This is a genomic window from Rhodococcus sp. IEGM 1381, from assembly GCF_030056795.1.
Taxonomy (GTDB): Bacteria; Actinomycetota; Actinomycetes; order Mycobacteriales; family Mycobacteriaceae; genus Rhodococcoides.
Genome location: NZ_JASHKQ010000011.1, coordinates 86,318 through 100,682, shown reverse-complemented (window position 1 = coordinate 100,682; position 14,365 = coordinate 86,318). Strand labels below are relative to the sequence as shown.

Annotated in this window: 16 protein-coding genes; 10 read left to right on the top strand and 6 right to left on the bottom strand. The window is 63.8% G+C overall.

Features of this window, described 5'->3' with window-relative positions:
• Window positions 1-112: 112 nt before the first annotated feature.
• The gene (locus tag QM797_RS20315; protein ID WP_283277463.1) at window positions 113-1,177 is read right to left on the bottom strand and encodes an iron-siderophore ABC transporter substrate-binding protein; all 1,065 of its coding nucleotides are present in this window, start codon (window positions 1,175-1,177) and stop codon (window positions 113-115) included.
• Window positions 1,178-1,279: 102 nt separating this feature from the next.
• On the opposite strand from QM797_RS20315, the gene QM797_RS20310 reads away from it, so the two are divergent.
• Window positions 1,280-2,104: an SDR family NAD(P)-dependent oxidoreductase gene (locus QM797_RS20310; protein WP_283277462.1), complete on the top strand. Its 825-nt coding sequence runs from the start codon at window positions 1,280-1,282 to the stop codon at window positions 2,102-2,104.
• On the top strand, window positions 2,101-2,595 hold the full coding sequence (locus tag QM797_RS20305) for an SRPBCC family protein (RefSeq protein WP_283277461.1): 495 nt from the start codon (window positions 2,101-2,103) through the stop codon (window positions 2,593-2,595). The genes QM797_RS20310 and QM797_RS20305 overlap by 4 nt, the downstream gene beginning before the upstream one ends.
• A gap of 3 nt (window positions 2,596-2,598) precedes the next feature.
• Here the strand turns inward: QM797_RS20305 and QM797_RS20300 are convergent, their stop codons facing one another.
• A complete protein-coding gene (locus QM797_RS20300) occupies window positions 2,599-3,108 on the bottom strand; it encodes a mycothiol transferase (RefSeq protein ID WP_283277460.1) in 510 nt (169 codons plus the stop codon).
• A gap of 97 nt (window positions 3,109-3,205) precedes the next feature.
• On the opposite strand from QM797_RS20300, the gene QM797_RS20295 reads away from it, so the two are divergent.
• Together QM797_RS20295 and QM797_RS20290 are read left to right on the top strand one after the other, a co-directional pair.
• A complete protein-coding gene (locus QM797_RS20295; RefSeq protein ID WP_283277459.1) occupies window positions 3,206-4,240 on the top strand; it encodes an NADPH:quinone reductase in 1,035 nt (344 codons plus the stop codon).
• Between the two features lie 413 nt (window positions 4,241-4,653).
• Window positions 4,654-5,511 carry an alpha/beta fold hydrolase gene (locus QM797_RS20290; protein WP_283277458.1) on the top strand — a complete coding sequence of 286 codons (858 nt, stop codon included), beginning with the start codon at window positions 4,654-4,656 and terminating at the stop codon, window positions 5,509-5,511.
• A gap of 181 nt (window positions 5,512-5,692) precedes the next feature.
• Here the strand turns inward: QM797_RS20290 and QM797_RS20285 are convergent, their stop codons facing one another.
• Window positions 5,693-6,166, bottom strand: a complete 474-nt coding sequence (locus tag QM797_RS20285) for a phosphoribosyltransferase (RefSeq protein ID WP_283277457.1) — start codon at window positions 6,164-6,166, stop codon at window positions 5,693-5,695.
• Between the two features lie 83 nt (window positions 6,167-6,249).
• On the opposite strand from QM797_RS20285, the gene QM797_RS20280 reads away from it, so the two are divergent.
• The 3 genes from QM797_RS20280 to QM797_RS20270 all read left to right on the top strand — a co-directional run bounded on the left by QM797_RS20280 (window position 6,250) and on the right by QM797_RS20270 (window position 8,929).
• Entirely contained in the window at window positions 6,250-6,903 is a 654-nt protein-coding gene (locus QM797_RS20280) for a class I SAM-dependent methyltransferase (protein WP_283277456.1), read from the top strand.
• A gap of 10 nt (window positions 6,904-6,913) precedes the next feature.
• A complete protein-coding gene (locus QM797_RS20275) occupies window positions 6,914-7,276 on the top strand; it encodes a VanZ family protein (protein WP_283277455.1) in 363 nt (120 codons plus the stop codon).
• 153 nt (window positions 7,277-7,429) lie between these two features.
• Window positions 7,430-8,929, top strand: a complete 1,500-nt coding sequence (locus QM797_RS20270) for a stealth family protein (RefSeq protein WP_283277485.1) — start codon at window positions 7,430-7,432, stop codon at window positions 8,927-8,929.
• Here the strand turns inward: QM797_RS20270 and QM797_RS20265 are convergent.
• Window positions 8,926-9,837, bottom strand: a complete 912-nt coding sequence (locus tag QM797_RS20265) for a phosphodiesterase (protein ID WP_283277484.1) — start codon at window positions 9,835-9,837, stop codon at window positions 8,926-8,928. The genes QM797_RS20270 and QM797_RS20265 overlap by 4 nt on opposite strands.
• Window positions 9,838-9,995: 158 nt before the next feature.
• Here QM797_RS20265 and QM797_RS20260 point away from each other — a divergent pair, with 158 nt between their 5' ends.
• On the top strand, window positions 9,996-10,805 hold the full coding sequence (locus QM797_RS20260; protein WP_283277454.1) for an alpha/beta fold hydrolase: 810 nt from the start codon (window positions 9,996-9,998) through the stop codon (window positions 10,803-10,805).
• Window positions 10,806-10,884: 79 nt separating this feature from the next.
• Here QM797_RS20260 and QM797_RS20255 read toward each other — a convergent pair whose 3' ends face one another.
• A complete protein-coding gene (locus QM797_RS20255) occupies window positions 10,885-12,012 on the bottom strand; it encodes an acyl-CoA dehydrogenase family protein (RefSeq protein WP_283277453.1) in 1,128 nt (375 codons plus the stop codon).
• A gap of 16 nt (window positions 12,013-12,028) precedes the next feature.
• Window positions 12,029-13,204, bottom strand: coding sequence for an acyl-CoA dehydrogenase family protein (locus tag QM797_RS20250; RefSeq protein WP_094609740.1), 1,176 nt, complete (start codon window positions 13,202-13,204; stop codon window positions 12,029-12,031).
• 78 nt (window positions 13,205-13,282) lie between these two features.
• Between QM797_RS20250 and QM797_RS20245 the strand changes: the two genes are divergently transcribed.
• Both QM797_RS20245 and QM797_RS20240 read left to right on the top strand, forming a co-directional pair.
• A complete protein-coding gene (locus tag QM797_RS20245) occupies window positions 13,283-13,837 on the top strand; it encodes a histidine phosphatase family protein (protein WP_283277452.1) in 555 nt (184 codons plus the stop codon).
• 14 nt (window positions 13,838-13,851) lie between these two features.
• Window positions 13,852-14,334: a RidA family protein gene (locus QM797_RS20240; protein WP_032403841.1), complete on the top strand. Its 483-nt coding sequence runs from the start codon at window positions 13,852-13,854 to the stop codon at window positions 14,332-14,334.
• The last annotated feature ends 31 nt before the right edge of the window (window positions 14,335-14,365 follow it).

Sequence of the window (14,365 nt, the reverse complement as noted above, 5' to 3'; positions counted from 1 at the left end):
GGTGCGGGGCTGGAAGAGGTTGTTCGACAGAATGATTCGAGTTGACCACCGTGGGCCCCTGCGGCGTATGCGTCTCGCTGGGGTCGAGCCACCCTTCTCTCCGACGCTCCGCTCAATTAACCGACGACGTGCGCGCGTCGACCTTCGCGACAGCCTCGTCGATCATCGGCACATATCGCTCGAGTGCCCACGGCACAGTCAGCGGATTGATGATGGACGATCCGGTGACGAACGACTGATCCGTCGGCGCAACGACCGAACCGCGGGACACCGCCGGAATCTGCTTGTACGCAGGCTGATTCTCGGTGTCGGTACGGTTCTGGGGGTCCGAGTAGAACGTGAAGATCAAGTCGGAATCGTTCAGCAGATTGGCATTCTCCAACCCGATGACCGACGAGTCGGTGCCCTCGGTCTCGTCGAGCGAGTTCACCACCGGATCGACCTGCAATCCAAGTGCGCGGACCATAGCGACGCGCTGCTCGTCGGCGAGAAACACGCCGAGAGTGCCGGGACCGGTGTTGTAGATATACGAAAAGCTCACGTCCGCATACTCGGGGTGCTGGGCGGAGGCGTCCGCGAAGCGGCTCTCGATCTTGCCGATCTCCTCCGCAGCCTTCTCCTCCTCACCCATGGCCTTGCCGATCACGGTGATCTGATCTTCCCAGGTCGTCGTCCACGGCTGCTCCTCGTACGCGACCACCGGGGCGAAGGCGCTGAGCTTGTCGAACTGATCCTGCGTGACGCCCGACCACGGGGCCAGGATCAGATCCGGTTCGAGGGCAGCAACGGCTTCGATGTTGAGTTCGGTTCCACCGGTGAACTGTTGGGGAAGCTCGGCTCCCAATTCGGTGATTGCGTCATGAACCCACGGCAGGTAACCGGTGTCGTCGGCACCCCACGAATACTCCTCGACGCCGACAGGGACGGTACCCAGCGCGATCGCCGTCTCCGCCGAACCCTGCCCGAGCGTCACGATGCGCTCCGGCTTGTCGGTGATGACCGCCTGTCCCAGGGCCGAATCGATCGTCACGGCCGCAAAATCACCGCCGTCGGCGTTCTGCGTCTCGGCGGTGTCGCTGCTGCCACATGCGCCGACCACGAGGACCGACACGGCGAGCGCGGACAGCGCGGAGAACCGTCGAACAGACCGCCGACCGGCCGTTGGAGCAGAAAACATGGTTACCTCTCGACAAGCAAAGGGACGTTAAAGTTAGACTAGGCTAACCTCTCATTAAGATTCAAATGCGCTGCACAGCGCACATTGGCTACGGTGGGACACATGAGCCTTCCTCGTCCCGCACCTGATCGGACTGCCGTCGTGACTGGAGCGTCCTCGGGCATCGGAGCTGCCATCGCCCGCCAGCTCGCCTCCCGTGGCCACGGTGTCACCCTCGTCGCCCGGCGTGCCGACAAGCTCGAAGAGTTGGCGCAGGAGATCCGCGCACGAGGCGTCCGAGCCGAGGTGCTCGCTGCAGATCTGTCCGACCGCACTGCTCGTGCCGAATTGCTGGGCCGCATCACCGATCTCGGTCTGATCCCGGACATTCTGATCAACAACGCCGGACTCTCCACCCTCGGACCCGTCGCAGAATCGGATCCGGATGCGGAAATGCACATGATCGAGGTCGACGTGGTCGCCGTCGCAGACCTGTGCACCCGCTTCCTCCCCGGCATGATCGAACGACGCCGCGGCGCGCTGCTCAATGTGGCTTCGACGGCAGCGTTCCAGCCCTTACCCGGCCAAGCCGGCTACGGCGCATGCAAGGCGTTTGTGCTCTCCTACACCCAGTCTCTGACCGGCGAACTGCGCGGAACGGGAGTGACCGCCACCGCACTGTGCCCCGGACCGGTGCAGACCGGATTCGGTGAGGCCGCGGGCTTCGCGAAAGACGATGCAGAGAAGGCACTTCCCTCGATCATGTGGGTGTCGGCCGAAACGGTGGCCAAGACTGCCGTCGACGACATGACCAAGGGACGCATGGTCTCGATCCCCGGGCCCGCCAACCGCATCGGATCGATCTTCGCCCAGATCACTCCGCGAACATTGTTGGTGCCCATGCTCACTCGAATCCATCCCGGCCTGAAGAACGGTGCGTCGTCATGAAGCGCGAACTCGTGGTTTCCGACACCATCGTCGTGAACGCCGACGCCGACGCCCTTTACGCTGCGATCAGCGACCCCACCAAGATGGGTCAGTGGAGTCCCGAAAATACCGGTGCAACGGTCCACGAACCTCGCGAGAGTGCCTACGTGGGAATGGTGTTCGACGGAACCAACAAGCGCGGCCGAGCAAAATGGGTCACTCGCTGCACCGTCACCGCGGCCGACCCGGGCAAAACCTTCGAGTTCCGCGTCCACGCGATCGGCAAGAGCGCTCCCAAGATCAAGGGCGCGAACGCAACCTGGCGATACGACTTCGAGCCGGTCGCGGGCGGCACAAAAGTCACCGAAACCTGGACCGACGACCGAACAAAATGGCCCGACGCTCTGGCGCTCGTGTTCGACAAGATCGTCACCAGCGGAAAGACGTTCCCGCAGTTTCAGCGTCGAAACATCCGTAAGACGCTGGAGAACCTGCAGAATCGTTACGCCTGACGGCTAGGCCCGCCGGGTGTACAGGCCGAGAACGTACGAGGCCTGCCCGGCATGCTGCAGGTCGTCGGACACCACGGACACCAGCCGCGCACCCAATGTGACCGGCGGATCCCAGTTCTCGTCGACGATCCGGTCCAGATCGTCGGTCGAGACACCGCTTAGGTACGCAACGGTTTTCGAGTGCACGGCGTCGTGGTACTCACGCAGCAACTCGGCGCTCGAGGTGACCTGGGCGACGTCGGAAGACGATTGGCCGTAACCGATGTCGGACTTGTCGAACGGTAGTCCGAAGCGCTCGAACCACGAGTCCGACGTCCAGACCTGTTCACTCCCGGCCACACCCGCGATGTGGTCGTCCTGCACCCGCGTCAGGTGCCACAGCAACCACGCGATGCTGTTGGCGTCGGCGTCGGGTCGATACGTCAACGCGGCAGTGGGGATATCGTCCAGCACCGAGTGGACGAGTTCCTTGATCCGGCCGAACGCGTCGGTGAGCAGGTCGTTGTGGTTCATCGAATACACCTCTTTCGTCGAGCACTGGTAACCAGTCATGCATACCCCGATTGCCTCGTGGGGAACATCGGGGCCCTCCAGGCGCGTTGACTGGGATATGACTGCTCCAGCAATTGTGTACACCCGCACCGGCGATTCGTCCGTCCTCGAGCTGAAGGATCGCGAGGTGACCGAGCCGGCCGCAGGCGAAGTGCGCGTCCGCATCGTGGTCTCGGGCGTCAATCCGACGGACTGGAAGAACCGAACGGGCTCCGGGCCGGGTGAGAAGCTGGCATTCGACGAGGTGGTACCGAACCAGGACGGTGCCGGAGTGGTCGACGCGGTCGGCCCCGACGTCGATGGCGTCTCTGTCGGAGATCGCGTCTGGGTTTACCTGGCCCAGCATCAGCGTCCGACCGGAACAGCACAGTCTTTCGCAATCCTGCCCGCCTCCCGGGTGGTTCCTCTGCCCGACGGCGTCGGATTCGACGTGGGCGCAAGCCTCGGAGTGCCCGCGATGACGGCGCACCGCGCACTGACGGTGTCCGAGGACGGACCCACGCGGCTGCACCCGGGCGCACTGAACGGCAAGTCGGTACTCGTCGCCGGTGGCGCAGGCGCTGTCGGCCATGCCGCGATCCAGTTGGCCCGATGGGCAGGCGCGACCGTGGTCACGACGGTCAGCGGTCCGGAGAAGGGCGCACTGGCCACCGCTGCGGGCGCGCACCACATTGTGAATTACAAGGCCGGAGACGCCGCCGCTGAAATCCGCGAATTGGTTCCCGCCGGAATCGATCTCATTGTCGAGGTTGCTCCCGCACAGAACGCCACACTCAACGCTGCCGTGGGAGCGAACCGAGCATCGATCGCGGTGTACGCCAACAATGGTGGCGACACCGTGACCCTGGACGTCCGACCGAACATGGTGCTCAACACTCGCTACCAGTTCGTACTCCTCTACACCGTCGGTGACGAGGCTCTGCGGAACGCCGAGGCGGACGTCAGCGCGGCGGCAGCAGCAGGTGTGTTGGAGGTGGGCGAAGCCACCGGCCTACCGCTGCACCGCTACTCGTTGAGTGAGACCGCAGCAGCACACGACGCTGTCGAAAACGGAACTGTCGGCAAGGTGCTGATCGACGTCAGCGATCAGTAAGGCAAGTCGACTCAGGTGACGACCGGCAACGTGGACCGTGGAAACTTGATCCCCTTGTCGGTCTCACGCGACAGATAATCCGGCTGCACAATGGTTCTCGGCTCGGTAGGCCACACACAGGGACAATCGTGAAAATGTTGGGTAGACCAGCGGACGACACACGCCCGAATTACCCCGACCCCACAATCCGGTCATTGACCACAGTGCATCACCTCAGTCGGTGGATCGAGGCCGAGGACGTACGGCTGACGGAGGTTTCGCGTGATGGTCACTGCAGGTGAGCGCGCATAGTCGGTGCACGGTAGATGGAGCATCGCGCAGTTCCTCGTCCACGGTGTCAGCCATCTGCGGAGTGTTGCCCGAAACTATCACGATGATCTAATATCTCGATTGTCGAGATATTAGGAGGTTCAGTGAGCCGGTTCAGTGATAGCACCGCAGCTGAGAAATTCTTTTCTGCCTATGACAGCGTGCTGGCGAAGTGGCCGCTGCCCATCGACACCATCGACGTCGAATCCGACTACGGCACAACCCGAGTCAACGCCTCCGGACCCGTCGACGGACCTCCGGTGGTGCTGCTGCCCGGTGGCGGAGCAACCTCGACCGTGTGGTTCGCCAACGTCGCGGCCCTGGCCCGCGACAACCGGGTCTTCGCAATCGACCCGATGGGTGAGCCCGGACGAAGCGTGGTCGGTCAGAAGGCGATCCGCACAGTCGATGACCTGATGTCCTGGCTCGATGACGTTCTCGGCACCCTCGAGGTCACGCGGACTTCGGTGGTCGGACATGGGTACGGGGCACTGGTCGCGCTCGCCTACGCGCTGCACCGGCCGAAGCGCGTCGGCACACTCGTCCTGCTGGATCCACCTTCGTGTTTCGCTGGCATGCGCCTGGCGTATCTTCTGCACGCGGTGCCACATCTGGTGCGACCGACTCGCGAACGTATGCGTTCTCTGATCCGGTGGGAAACGCAGAAAGCGCCGCTCGACGCCGACTGGCTCGATCTCACCGAGCGAGGTGCCGACTTCCCGTCGGCGAAACCAGTGGTTCCGCGCCGCCCCAAGGGAGATCGATGGGCGACGCTGTCCGCGGATGTCACCGTCGTCTTTGCCGGTGAGAGTAAGGTGCACAACAGTTCTCGTGCTGCCAACGCTGTCGGGAAGGTTCTCCCGAACGCACATACCGTCGTCCTGACCGGCTGCAGCCACCACATGTTGCCGATGCTGCCTGCCGGGGAACTCGATGCCGTGCTGCTGAGTGCCCTGGGCTGACACCTCTCGTCTGACCACCGCGAGCTATATCTGGAGCAGCACATCCGAGTCAATGATTCCCCAGCCTTCTACGACCGCGTATCGACGCACTCGCCCCCTAACTAGCTCGAGGACCCCCGTGATGGGAAATTCGGGTGTAGCCGGCACCGGCCCGACTGCAGAATCGTCCACAGCGAACGACTCAAATGATGACCGGCAACGTGGACCATGGAAAGTTGAACCACTTGTCGGTCTCTCGCCACGAATAGTCGGGTTGCACAATGGTTCTGGGTTTGGTGTAGATCACGGCCGATCGCACGTCGGGCGTATGCGCCTTCAGCAGGTCGATCACCAGAGCCAGTGTGCGTCCAGAATCGGCGACGTCGTCGACCACGAGTAACTTCTTGCCGACGATCGAGTCGGTGTCCAGAAGCGGTTCGAGGACAACGGGATCGGGCAGAGTCTCTTCGATGTCGGAGTAGAACTCGACATTGAGGGTGCCGGCAGCCTTGACGCCAATCGCGTAGGCGATCGCACCCGCGGGAATGAGTCCGCCCCGGGCGATCGCGATGACGATGTCCGGAGCGAACCCGTCGTCGACGATCTTCTTGGTCAGGTCGCGAGAGGCGTCTCCGAACGTCGCCCACGTCAGTACTTCACGTTCCGGTTCTGTCATGACGCACCACTCTACCCAGAGTCTGTTTTGCCGATTTAGCAAATATGTTTGCGTTAACTGTCACCAACGGGCAGTCTCGAACCATGGTTGACCACACGCACGCACATACTCATCCTGCCGAGCCGGATTTCGAAAACGGTGCCTTCGACGAAGCATTCTGGGACGACCTCTACAACCAGCGCACCACGATCTGGAGCGGAAATCCCAACGCCGTGTTGGTACAGGAAGCCTCCGCGCTGACTCCGGGCCGCGCCCTGGACATCGGCTGCGGGGAAGGCGCCGACTCCCTGTGGCTGGCCGCTGAAGGCTGGCACGTGACCGGCGTCGACATCTCCGATGTCGCCCTGGGCCGCGCTCGCGCAGCACAACAGGCCCTCGAGCCGCGGACACTCGCGGTGAACTGGCAACAGGAAGACGTTCTGGACTGGACTCCCCCGGCCGCGGCGTTCGATCTGGTGTCGGTGCACTTCCTGCAGGTGCCACCGGACGAACTGGAACTGACCACCCGCAGGTTCTCCGCCGCGGTCGCACCGAAGGGACGACTGCTGATCGTCGGGCACAGTCCCGGCGACAGCCACGCCTCGCAGCATCCGGCCAAGCACCGCCTGTTCTCGCCGGAACCGGTCGTCGCTGCGGCAGGCGACGGGTTCGAGGTGATCCACGCCGAACACCGCACCCGTACGACGCCCGACGGCGACGAGCGAATCGACACGGTGGTGGTGCTGCAGCGCCGGTAAACTCGGGCCGGTGTTCTCGCCGTCGACGTATCGAATTCCCCTGGCCGTCACGTTCGTCGTCGCGCTGATCGTTCTCTTCACCCCCGCGTCGGGGGTGCCTTCCGGATTTCAGCACAGCGACAAGATCATTCACTTCACGCTGTTCGCGGCTCTCGCCTACACCTCGCGTGTGGCCGACATCGGCTGGGTCCGGACGGCTTTGTGGGTGCTGGCGTTCGCGGCGCTCTCGGAGTTCCTGCAGGCGATCCTGCCCCTGGGACGCTCGGGATCGGTCACCGACGCTCTAGCCGACTCTGCCGGAGTTGTGGTGGGCCTGGTCGCGGCGAACTGGGTTCTACCGCAGCGCGTCAAGAAAGCCCCGGACCTGCACTAGACTGAGTCCGCACCGGGTTTCCTCGGCCAGCGCGCACACTCAGGAAGGAACGCCATCACCTCGTCTTCTGCCCCGCACGATATCTACCTCGTTCCACCGGAGCACGAGACAAATGATGCCGTCACCCGAGAATCTGCAGCGTCCGCAGCACGCCTGAGCGAACGATCCGACGTGGTCAGCCACGACGGCCGCTACGCACTGACGATCACCTCAACCACCCCACATCAGGCGATGGTCGAGGATCTGCTGTTCGTCCGCGCCGTACTCGATGCCGCACGAATCAAATACCTGCTCGTTCGCGGCAACGACGAACGACCCGTCATCGCCATCGAACTGGCTGCTCGGGACGCGCTCACCACAGCGCTGGTGCACGCCTGCCGCGCAGAGCCGTTCTACTCCAAGACCGTCGACGCCCGCGGGAAAGCCGTGCTGGTTGCCGACGGCACGCTCTCGCCGTCCGCGAACGCGCGGATCGTGCGCCTCTACCGACCGCGCGTCGAGCCATTCAGTGGGTTGTACTACGGCGCGTCGACGGCCGTGCAGATCGAGCTGTGGTCTTTCTCGCCGTCCGAGATCGTGCTGCCGATCGAGAACTCCTTGACCCGCCGCAACATTCGACCCGACGAGGCCGTCCGCGGCACCGTCGAACGCTTCGGTAGAACGTGGCCGACCATCGAGAACATGTTTGCCGACCACGCGTCGGACATCAATTTCGACATCGATATCGTGTTCTCCTGGGTCGACGGCTCGTCAGCAGAGTTCCAGGCTCAGCGAGCGCGGCGGATGGCCAACTACGTCGTCGGTGAGGGTGACGATTCAGCGGCCCGCTACCGGCAGATCGACGAACTGAAGTACGCGCTGCGGTCGATTCACCTCTACGCACCGTGGATCAGGCGCATCTTTGTCGCCACCGACTCCCCGAGGCCGGCGTGGCTCGCCGACCATCCCAAGGTGACATTCGTGCCGAGCGAGGCGTTCTTCGTGGACACCTCCGTTCTGCCGACCCACAATTCGCAGGCCGTCGAAAGCCAGCTGCACCACATCCCCGGCTTGTCCGAGCACTTCCTGTACTCCAACGACGACATGTTCTTCGGTCGTCCGGTCAGCCCGTCGATGTTCTTCTCCCCCGGCGGAGTCAGCATGTTCATCGAGGCGACGACGCGAATCGGGTTGGGCTACAGCGACGCCGATCGCAGCGGCTTCGAGAATGCGGCACGGGTCAACCGTCGAATCCTGCAAGACAGATTCGGAATGACCACCACCCGGCATCTCGAACATGCAGCAACTCCGTTGCGCCGCAGCGTGATGCAGGAAATGGAGAACGAGTTTCCGGACGAGTTCGCCTCCACAGCGGCGAGTGCTTTTCGCGCGAGTACCAACATCTCGGTGACGAACTCGCTGTACCACTACTACGCGCTGATGAGTGGCCGCGCGGTGGTCCAGAAAGACGCGAAAGTTCGGTACATCGACACCACGTCGGTAGCGGGCCTCGACTTGATGGAGAAGCTGCTCCCCAAGCGATCTGTCGACTTCTTCTGCCTCAACGACGGCAGCTTCCCGGAAGTCGACCTGGATCTGCGCACCCGCACCGTGACGCAGTTCCTGGACAAGTACTTCCCCATCGTCGCGCCGTGGGAGCGCGAACAGCGCTAGGCGTCGCTGAACGTCTTCCGTCGGGCGCTGTCTGCGATGGTGACTCCCGCCGCATCGAGCCTGCGTGCTGTCTCCTCCGCCGAGACTGCTTCTCCCACTGTGTCGTACGACCCCGTCGGCACCACCGAATGGACGACGGTGTCGTCGTAGACGTGGACCAGGTTGTATCCCTGAGCCCCGTCGCGGCCGCGCAGTCCGCCTGCGTGCACGTTGAGATCCTGGGTGTAACAGGTGGCCGACGCCACCGAGACGGGTATGCCCGCAAAAGTGGCGGTGGTCGAATAGTGCAGGTGCCCGGCAAGAATGGACCGCACATCGGTTCCGCGAATCACGCTCGCGAGCCGCGGCTGATCGATCAGCTCGACCAGCACCGCGAGATCGAGCACGGTCGGCACCGGCGGATGGTGCATCGCCAGGATCGTGCCGAACTCGGCCGGGGTTGCGAGAGTGTCGGCCAGCCAGGCCAATTGCTCGTCACCGAGCTCGCCGTGGTGCTTGCCCGGAACCGTGGTGTCCAGGGTGACCACGCGAAGGCCGTCGACATCGTGCACGCGATCGATGGACTGCCCGGTCGGTTCGGCGTCGAGCAGCGTCCGACGGAACGTCGCGCGGTCGTCGTGATTGCCCATCGCCCACACGATCTGTGCGCCGAGCTCCTCGGCAACCGGCTCGACCAGCGCGCGGAGCTTTTCGTACGCACCCGCCTCACCCTTGTCGGTCAGATCCCCGGTGAACACCAACGCATCGGGCCGCACACCGGAGTTGCGTACATCGGTCATCACTTGTTCGAGCCGCAACTCGCTGTCCACGCCGCCGTACAACCGGCCGTCGCCGTCGACGAGATGCGTGTCACTGATATGTAGTAAGCAGTGATGGGGACGTGGGTACTCGGCCATCCGAGACTTCATCGAACTCTCGCTCACGATCGGACCTACCGTTTCACGTTTGCCCGGCCGGGCGAACGCCACTACTGCAAGCCAAGCATACGAGCGTTCACTGAGAAAAAGCTGGTCGAATCTTCGTGGTGAACACCGCGGAAACTTTGAGCGTGTGACAGGTTGAGAGCATGACGAAACCGAAGTGGACTTCACTGCTCGCGGCCGCGGCATTGACCGTGGGCACGATGGTCGGTATCGGCGCGGCCCCGGCCGCTGCGCAGGGCCTGCCGACCGTGGTCCTCGTGCACGGGGCCTTCGCCGACAGCACCAGCTGGGACGGCGTCGCAGCGAACCTACGCGGACGTGGCTACTCGGTGGTGACCGCAGAGAACTCGCTGCGGGGGCCCGCGATCGACGCAGCGTCGGTGACCGACGTGGTCGAGAGCATCGACGGCCCGGTGATACTGGTGGGCCATTCGTACGGCGGCACGGTGATCAGCAACGTGCACGCCGACAATGTGGAGGCGCTGGTCTACGTCGCGGCTTTCATGCCCGTCGAAGGTGAACCCGTCGCGCTCGAACTCGATCCGTTCCGATTCCCCGTGACGGCCCTGGTCCCACCGGTGATCGGTCTGTCGATCGTCGACGACTCGTCCAACCTGATCGGCAAGAACGTCGACTCGTACATCACACCCGCTCTGTTTCGCCCGTTCTTCGCGCCCGACGTGAGCGAGGAGCAGGCTGCGCGCATGGTCGCTCACCAGAAGACCATCGCCGCCGGGGCACTGCTCGAGCCGAGCGGCCCGCCGTCGTGGGCGGATACTCCGTCGTGGGCACTGATCCCCCAGCAGGATCAGATCATCCCCACATCGGCCGAACGATTCATGGCCCAGCGCGCCGGAGCTCAGGTGACCGAGGTGCCGGGCTCGCACGCGATCTTGGTCTCGAACCCCGCGGCCGTGGCCGACCTTGTGGTCCAGGCAGATTCGGGTAGCTGACACCTCGCACGACGACCTCGGGCCCGGTCACCTGTGGAAGGTGGCCGGGCCCGAGTCGTTTCGCCGTATGTACCGAGAGTCAGATCCCGATGAGGTCGTGATCGGAGACCTTCGACGCCAGGATGCGCAGGTGCTCGTCGGCACCACCGAGCGTGTGCTCGATGGCCACGAGCCGACTGGTGTAGTGCCCGACCGGATATTCGGCGGTGACGCCGATTCCGCCGTGCAACTGAATCGCCTCCTGGCCGAGCTTGCGACCGGACCGCGAGATCTGCAGCTTCGCGCGCGACGCAATGGTCGGGTCGACGTTGCCGTCCGCCAACGACATCGTGGCGTACAGACTCATGCTGCGGGCGAGTTCGAGCAGCACGTACATGTCCGCAGCGCGGAAGGTGAGCGCCTGGAACTTGGCCAGCGGAACCCCGAACTGCTTGCGCGCCTTGAGGTAATCGGTGGTCAGCCGCAGCGCCTCTTCCATGGCGCCGATAGCCTCGGCGCACAACGCGGCCTGCGCCCGAACCTCGGCACCGGTGATCGCCGCAACCGCGTTCTCGGCGGTGCCGAGCGGCTCGGCCGCGACGTCCACGAATTCGATCTGTGCGGCGCGCTGACCGTCGTGGGTGGCGTAGGACTTGCGCGTGAGACCGGTCGCGTCGGCGTCGACGACGAACAGTCCGGTTCCTCCGGCGGGCAGCACCGCACTGACGACGATCACGTCCGCGCTACCGCCGTGCGGTACCGGATTCTTGACACCGTTGATCGACCACGACCCACCGTCCTCGGTGGCAGTGGTGGCGACCTCGATGTTGGGCCAACGGCTGCCGGATTCGTTGTGCGCGAACGCCAACATCGATGATCCCTCGGCCACCGGCGGCAGGAGCCGCGAGCGCTGTTCGGCGCTGCCCAGCTCGGAGATCAATCCGCCCGGGACGAGCACGGCATCGAGGATCGGCTCAGGTGCGAGGCGTCGTCCGACCTCGGTCATCACCGCCATGATCTCCACGGGTCCGGCGTCCATGCCGCCGTCTTCCTCGCTGAACGTCAGACCCAGCAAGCCGACCTCGGCCAGCTGCTTCCAGACGTCGGTGCTCCAGCCCAGGTCACCGGCAACGATTTTGTTGCGCTTCTCGGTGTCGTAGGCCCGCGTGAGCACCTCACGAGTGGTGTCGCGCAGCAACTTCTGCTCTTCGTTGAGTTCGAAATCCATGTCTTCAGATGCTCCCTTACAGTCCGAGAATCGCAGAGGCGATGATGGTGCGCTGAACCTCGTTCGAGCCGCCGTAGATCGACACCTTGCGGTAGTTGAGATACCCCGGAACCGAACGCTGCGCCCAGCCCTCGCTCTCGATGTCCTCGCCCGCCTCGTAGGGCAGTGAGTCCGGGCCTGCGACGTCCATCAGCAATTCGGTTGTGGCCTGCTGCAATTCCGATCCCCGCAGCTTGAGAATGGACGAGGCCGGATTCGGCTTGCCGTCGTCCGAGCTGGACACCAGTCGCAACTGAGTGAGCTCCAGGGCGAGCAGTTCGTTCTCGACCTCGGCCATCTTGGCGGCGAACAGAGGGTCCTCGAGCAGCGTGCCGCTTCCGACCTTGGTCTGTGCGGCGTGCTTCTTCGCCTGTCCAAGATGCACTTTCGTGTGTCCGGCCCGGGCGACGCCGGTGCGCTCGTTACCGAGCAGGAACTTGGCGTAACTCCAACCCTGGTTCTCCTCGCCGACGAGGTTCTCGGCCGGAACGCGGACGTTGTCGAAGAAGACCTCGTTGACCTCGACGCTGCCGTCGATCAGCTTGATGGGCCGCATCTCGATGCCGGGGGTGTTCAGATCGATGAGCAGGAAGGAGATTCCGGCCTGCTTCTTCGGCGCGTCCGGGTTGGTCCGCACGAGCGCGAAGATCCAGTCGGCGTACTGGCCGAGCGTGGTCCACGTCTTCTGTCCGTTGACGATGTAGTCGTCACCGTCGCGGATGGCGGTAGTGCGCAACGACGCCAGGTCCGAGCCGGCCTCGGGCTCGGAGAAGCCCTGACACCACCAGATGTCGAGGTTCGCCGTCTTGGGCAGAAACTTTTCCTTGAGCTCCTGAGACCCGAACGTCGCGATGACCGGGCCGACCATCGAGGCGTTGAAGGCCAGGGGCTCGGGTACCGACGCCAGCTGCATTTCGTCGAGCCAGATGTGACGCTGCACGGCGGTCCAGTCGCGGCCGCCGAACTCGGCGGGCCAATGTGGCACCGCCAAGCCGTTCTCGTTGAGGATTCGCATGGTCGTAACCACCTCGTCCTTGCTCAACTCCTGACCCGTCGCGCTCTTCTCGCGAATCTCGGCAGGGACCTTCGTAGTGAAGAACGTCCGCATCTCGTCACGGAACGCGGCCTCTTCTTCTGTCAGGGCAAGATTCATCGACAATCCTCCAAGCTCGTTCATGTATCTTCGTATCGACCGTACTCCCTGGTAACTCTGGGATATTCTCCGCTCACTATGACTTTTCTGGCACTGGTTCGACACGGTGAAACGAACTGGAATCTGCACGGGCGTCTGCAGGGCTCGTCGGACATTCCGCTCAACGACACCGGCCGTGCTCAGGCCCGCGAGGCCGGATACGAACTCGAGTACCGCCAGTGGGACCACCTGGTCAGTTCACCGTTGGTCCGAGCAGCCGAAACCGCCGACATCATCGGTGCACACCTCGGCCTGGCACGCACCGCCGAGTTCCCCGATCTGGCCGAACGACACTTCGGCGAGGCCGAAGGATTCACCGACTGGGATGCGTATTCGCACTGGCCGAACGGCATGTACCCCGGCTTGGAGCCGCGCTCGAATCTGATCGTGCGTGGCGTGCGCGGCGTGGACGAGATCGCCGGGCAATTTCCGGACTCCGCGGTGATCGCCGTGGCGCACGGCGGCGTGATCCGAGCGATCTTCGACGCGATCCGGCGGCGGCACTCCCCGCGCATCCTCAACGCCGGAGTCTCCACCCTCGAACACGATGGTTCGCGCTGGACCGTTCGCACCATCAACGGTGTCGCGGTCTGACAGGATTTTCGTTCATGGAGATCGAACGCCGCATCACCGAACTCGGTTTCACGTTGCCCGGGGAACCGACCGCGCCGCCTGGTTTCGAGTTCTCGTTCGAGTGGGTGCGGGTACGTGGCAACCGAGTGTTCGCCTCGGGGCATTCTCCGTTGGCCCCGGACGGGACCCTGGCGGGCCCGTTCGGCGCAGTCCCGTCGCACGTGAGTCTCGACGCAGCCACCGATGCCGCGCGCGACACCGCATTGGCTCTCCTCGGTAGCGTCGCCCGCGCCGTCGGCGATCTCGATCGAATCAGCGCGTGGCTCACCGTCACCGGGTCGGTCAATGCCGATCACGGCTTCACCCAGACCACGACGGTGGTCAACGGCTTCTCCGATCTGGTACTGGCGATCTTCGGTCCCGAAATCGGTGCGCATGCACGCACTGCACTCGGGGTGGCCGCACTACCGATGAACAACACCGTGGTGGTGTCAGCGGAATTGGAGATCGACGGGTAGGTTTCGGTGCACTCGTAGTTACGGTGAAAGC

Coding starts and splice junctions, on each gene's coding strand:
- QM797_RS20245 (WP_283277452.1), top strand. CDS start 13,283: ATGACTTTTCTGGCACTGGTTCGACACGGTGAAACGAACTGGAATCTG.
- QM797_RS20280 (WP_283277456.1), top strand. CDS start 6,250: ATGGTTGACCACACGCACGCACATACTCATCCTGCCGAGCCGGATTTC.
- QM797_RS20285 (WP_283277457.1), bottom strand. CDS start 6,166: ATGACAGAACCGGAACGTGAAGTACTGACGTGGGCGACGTTCGGAGAC.
- QM797_RS20295 (WP_283277459.1), top strand. CDS start 3,206: ATGACTGCTCCAGCAATTGTGTACACCCGCACCGGCGATTCGTCCGTC.
- QM797_RS20265 (WP_283277484.1), bottom strand. CDS start 9,837: ATGAAGTCTCGGATGGCCGAGTACCCACGTCCCCATCACTGCTTACTA.
- QM797_RS20310 (WP_283277462.1), top strand. CDS start 1,280: ATGAGCCTTCCTCGTCCCGCACCTGATCGGACTGCCGTCGTGACTGGA.
- QM797_RS20250 (WP_094609740.1), bottom strand. CDS start 13,204: ATGAATCTTGCCCTGACAGAAGAAGAGGCCGCGTTCCGTGACGAGATG.
- QM797_RS20300 (WP_283277460.1), bottom strand. CDS start 3,108: ATGAACCACAACGACCTGCTCACCGACGCGTTCGGCCGGATCAAGGAA.
- QM797_RS20255 (WP_283277453.1), bottom strand. CDS start 12,012: ATGGATTTCGAACTCAACGAAGAGCAGAAGTTGCTGCGCGACACCACT.
- QM797_RS20315 (WP_283277463.1), bottom strand. CDS start 1,177: ATGTTTTCTGCTCCAACGGCCGGTCGGCGGTCTGTTCGACGGTTCTCC.
- QM797_RS20240 (WP_032403841.1), top strand. CDS start 13,852: ATGGAGATCGAACGCCGCATCACCGAACTCGGTTTCACGTTGCCCGGG.
- QM797_RS20260 (WP_283277454.1), top strand. CDS start 9,996: ATGACGAAACCGAAGTGGACTTCACTGCTCGCGGCCGCGGCATTGACC.
- QM797_RS20305 (WP_283277461.1), top strand. CDS start 2,101: ATGAAGCGCGAACTCGTGGTTTCCGACACCATCGTCGTGAACGCCGAC.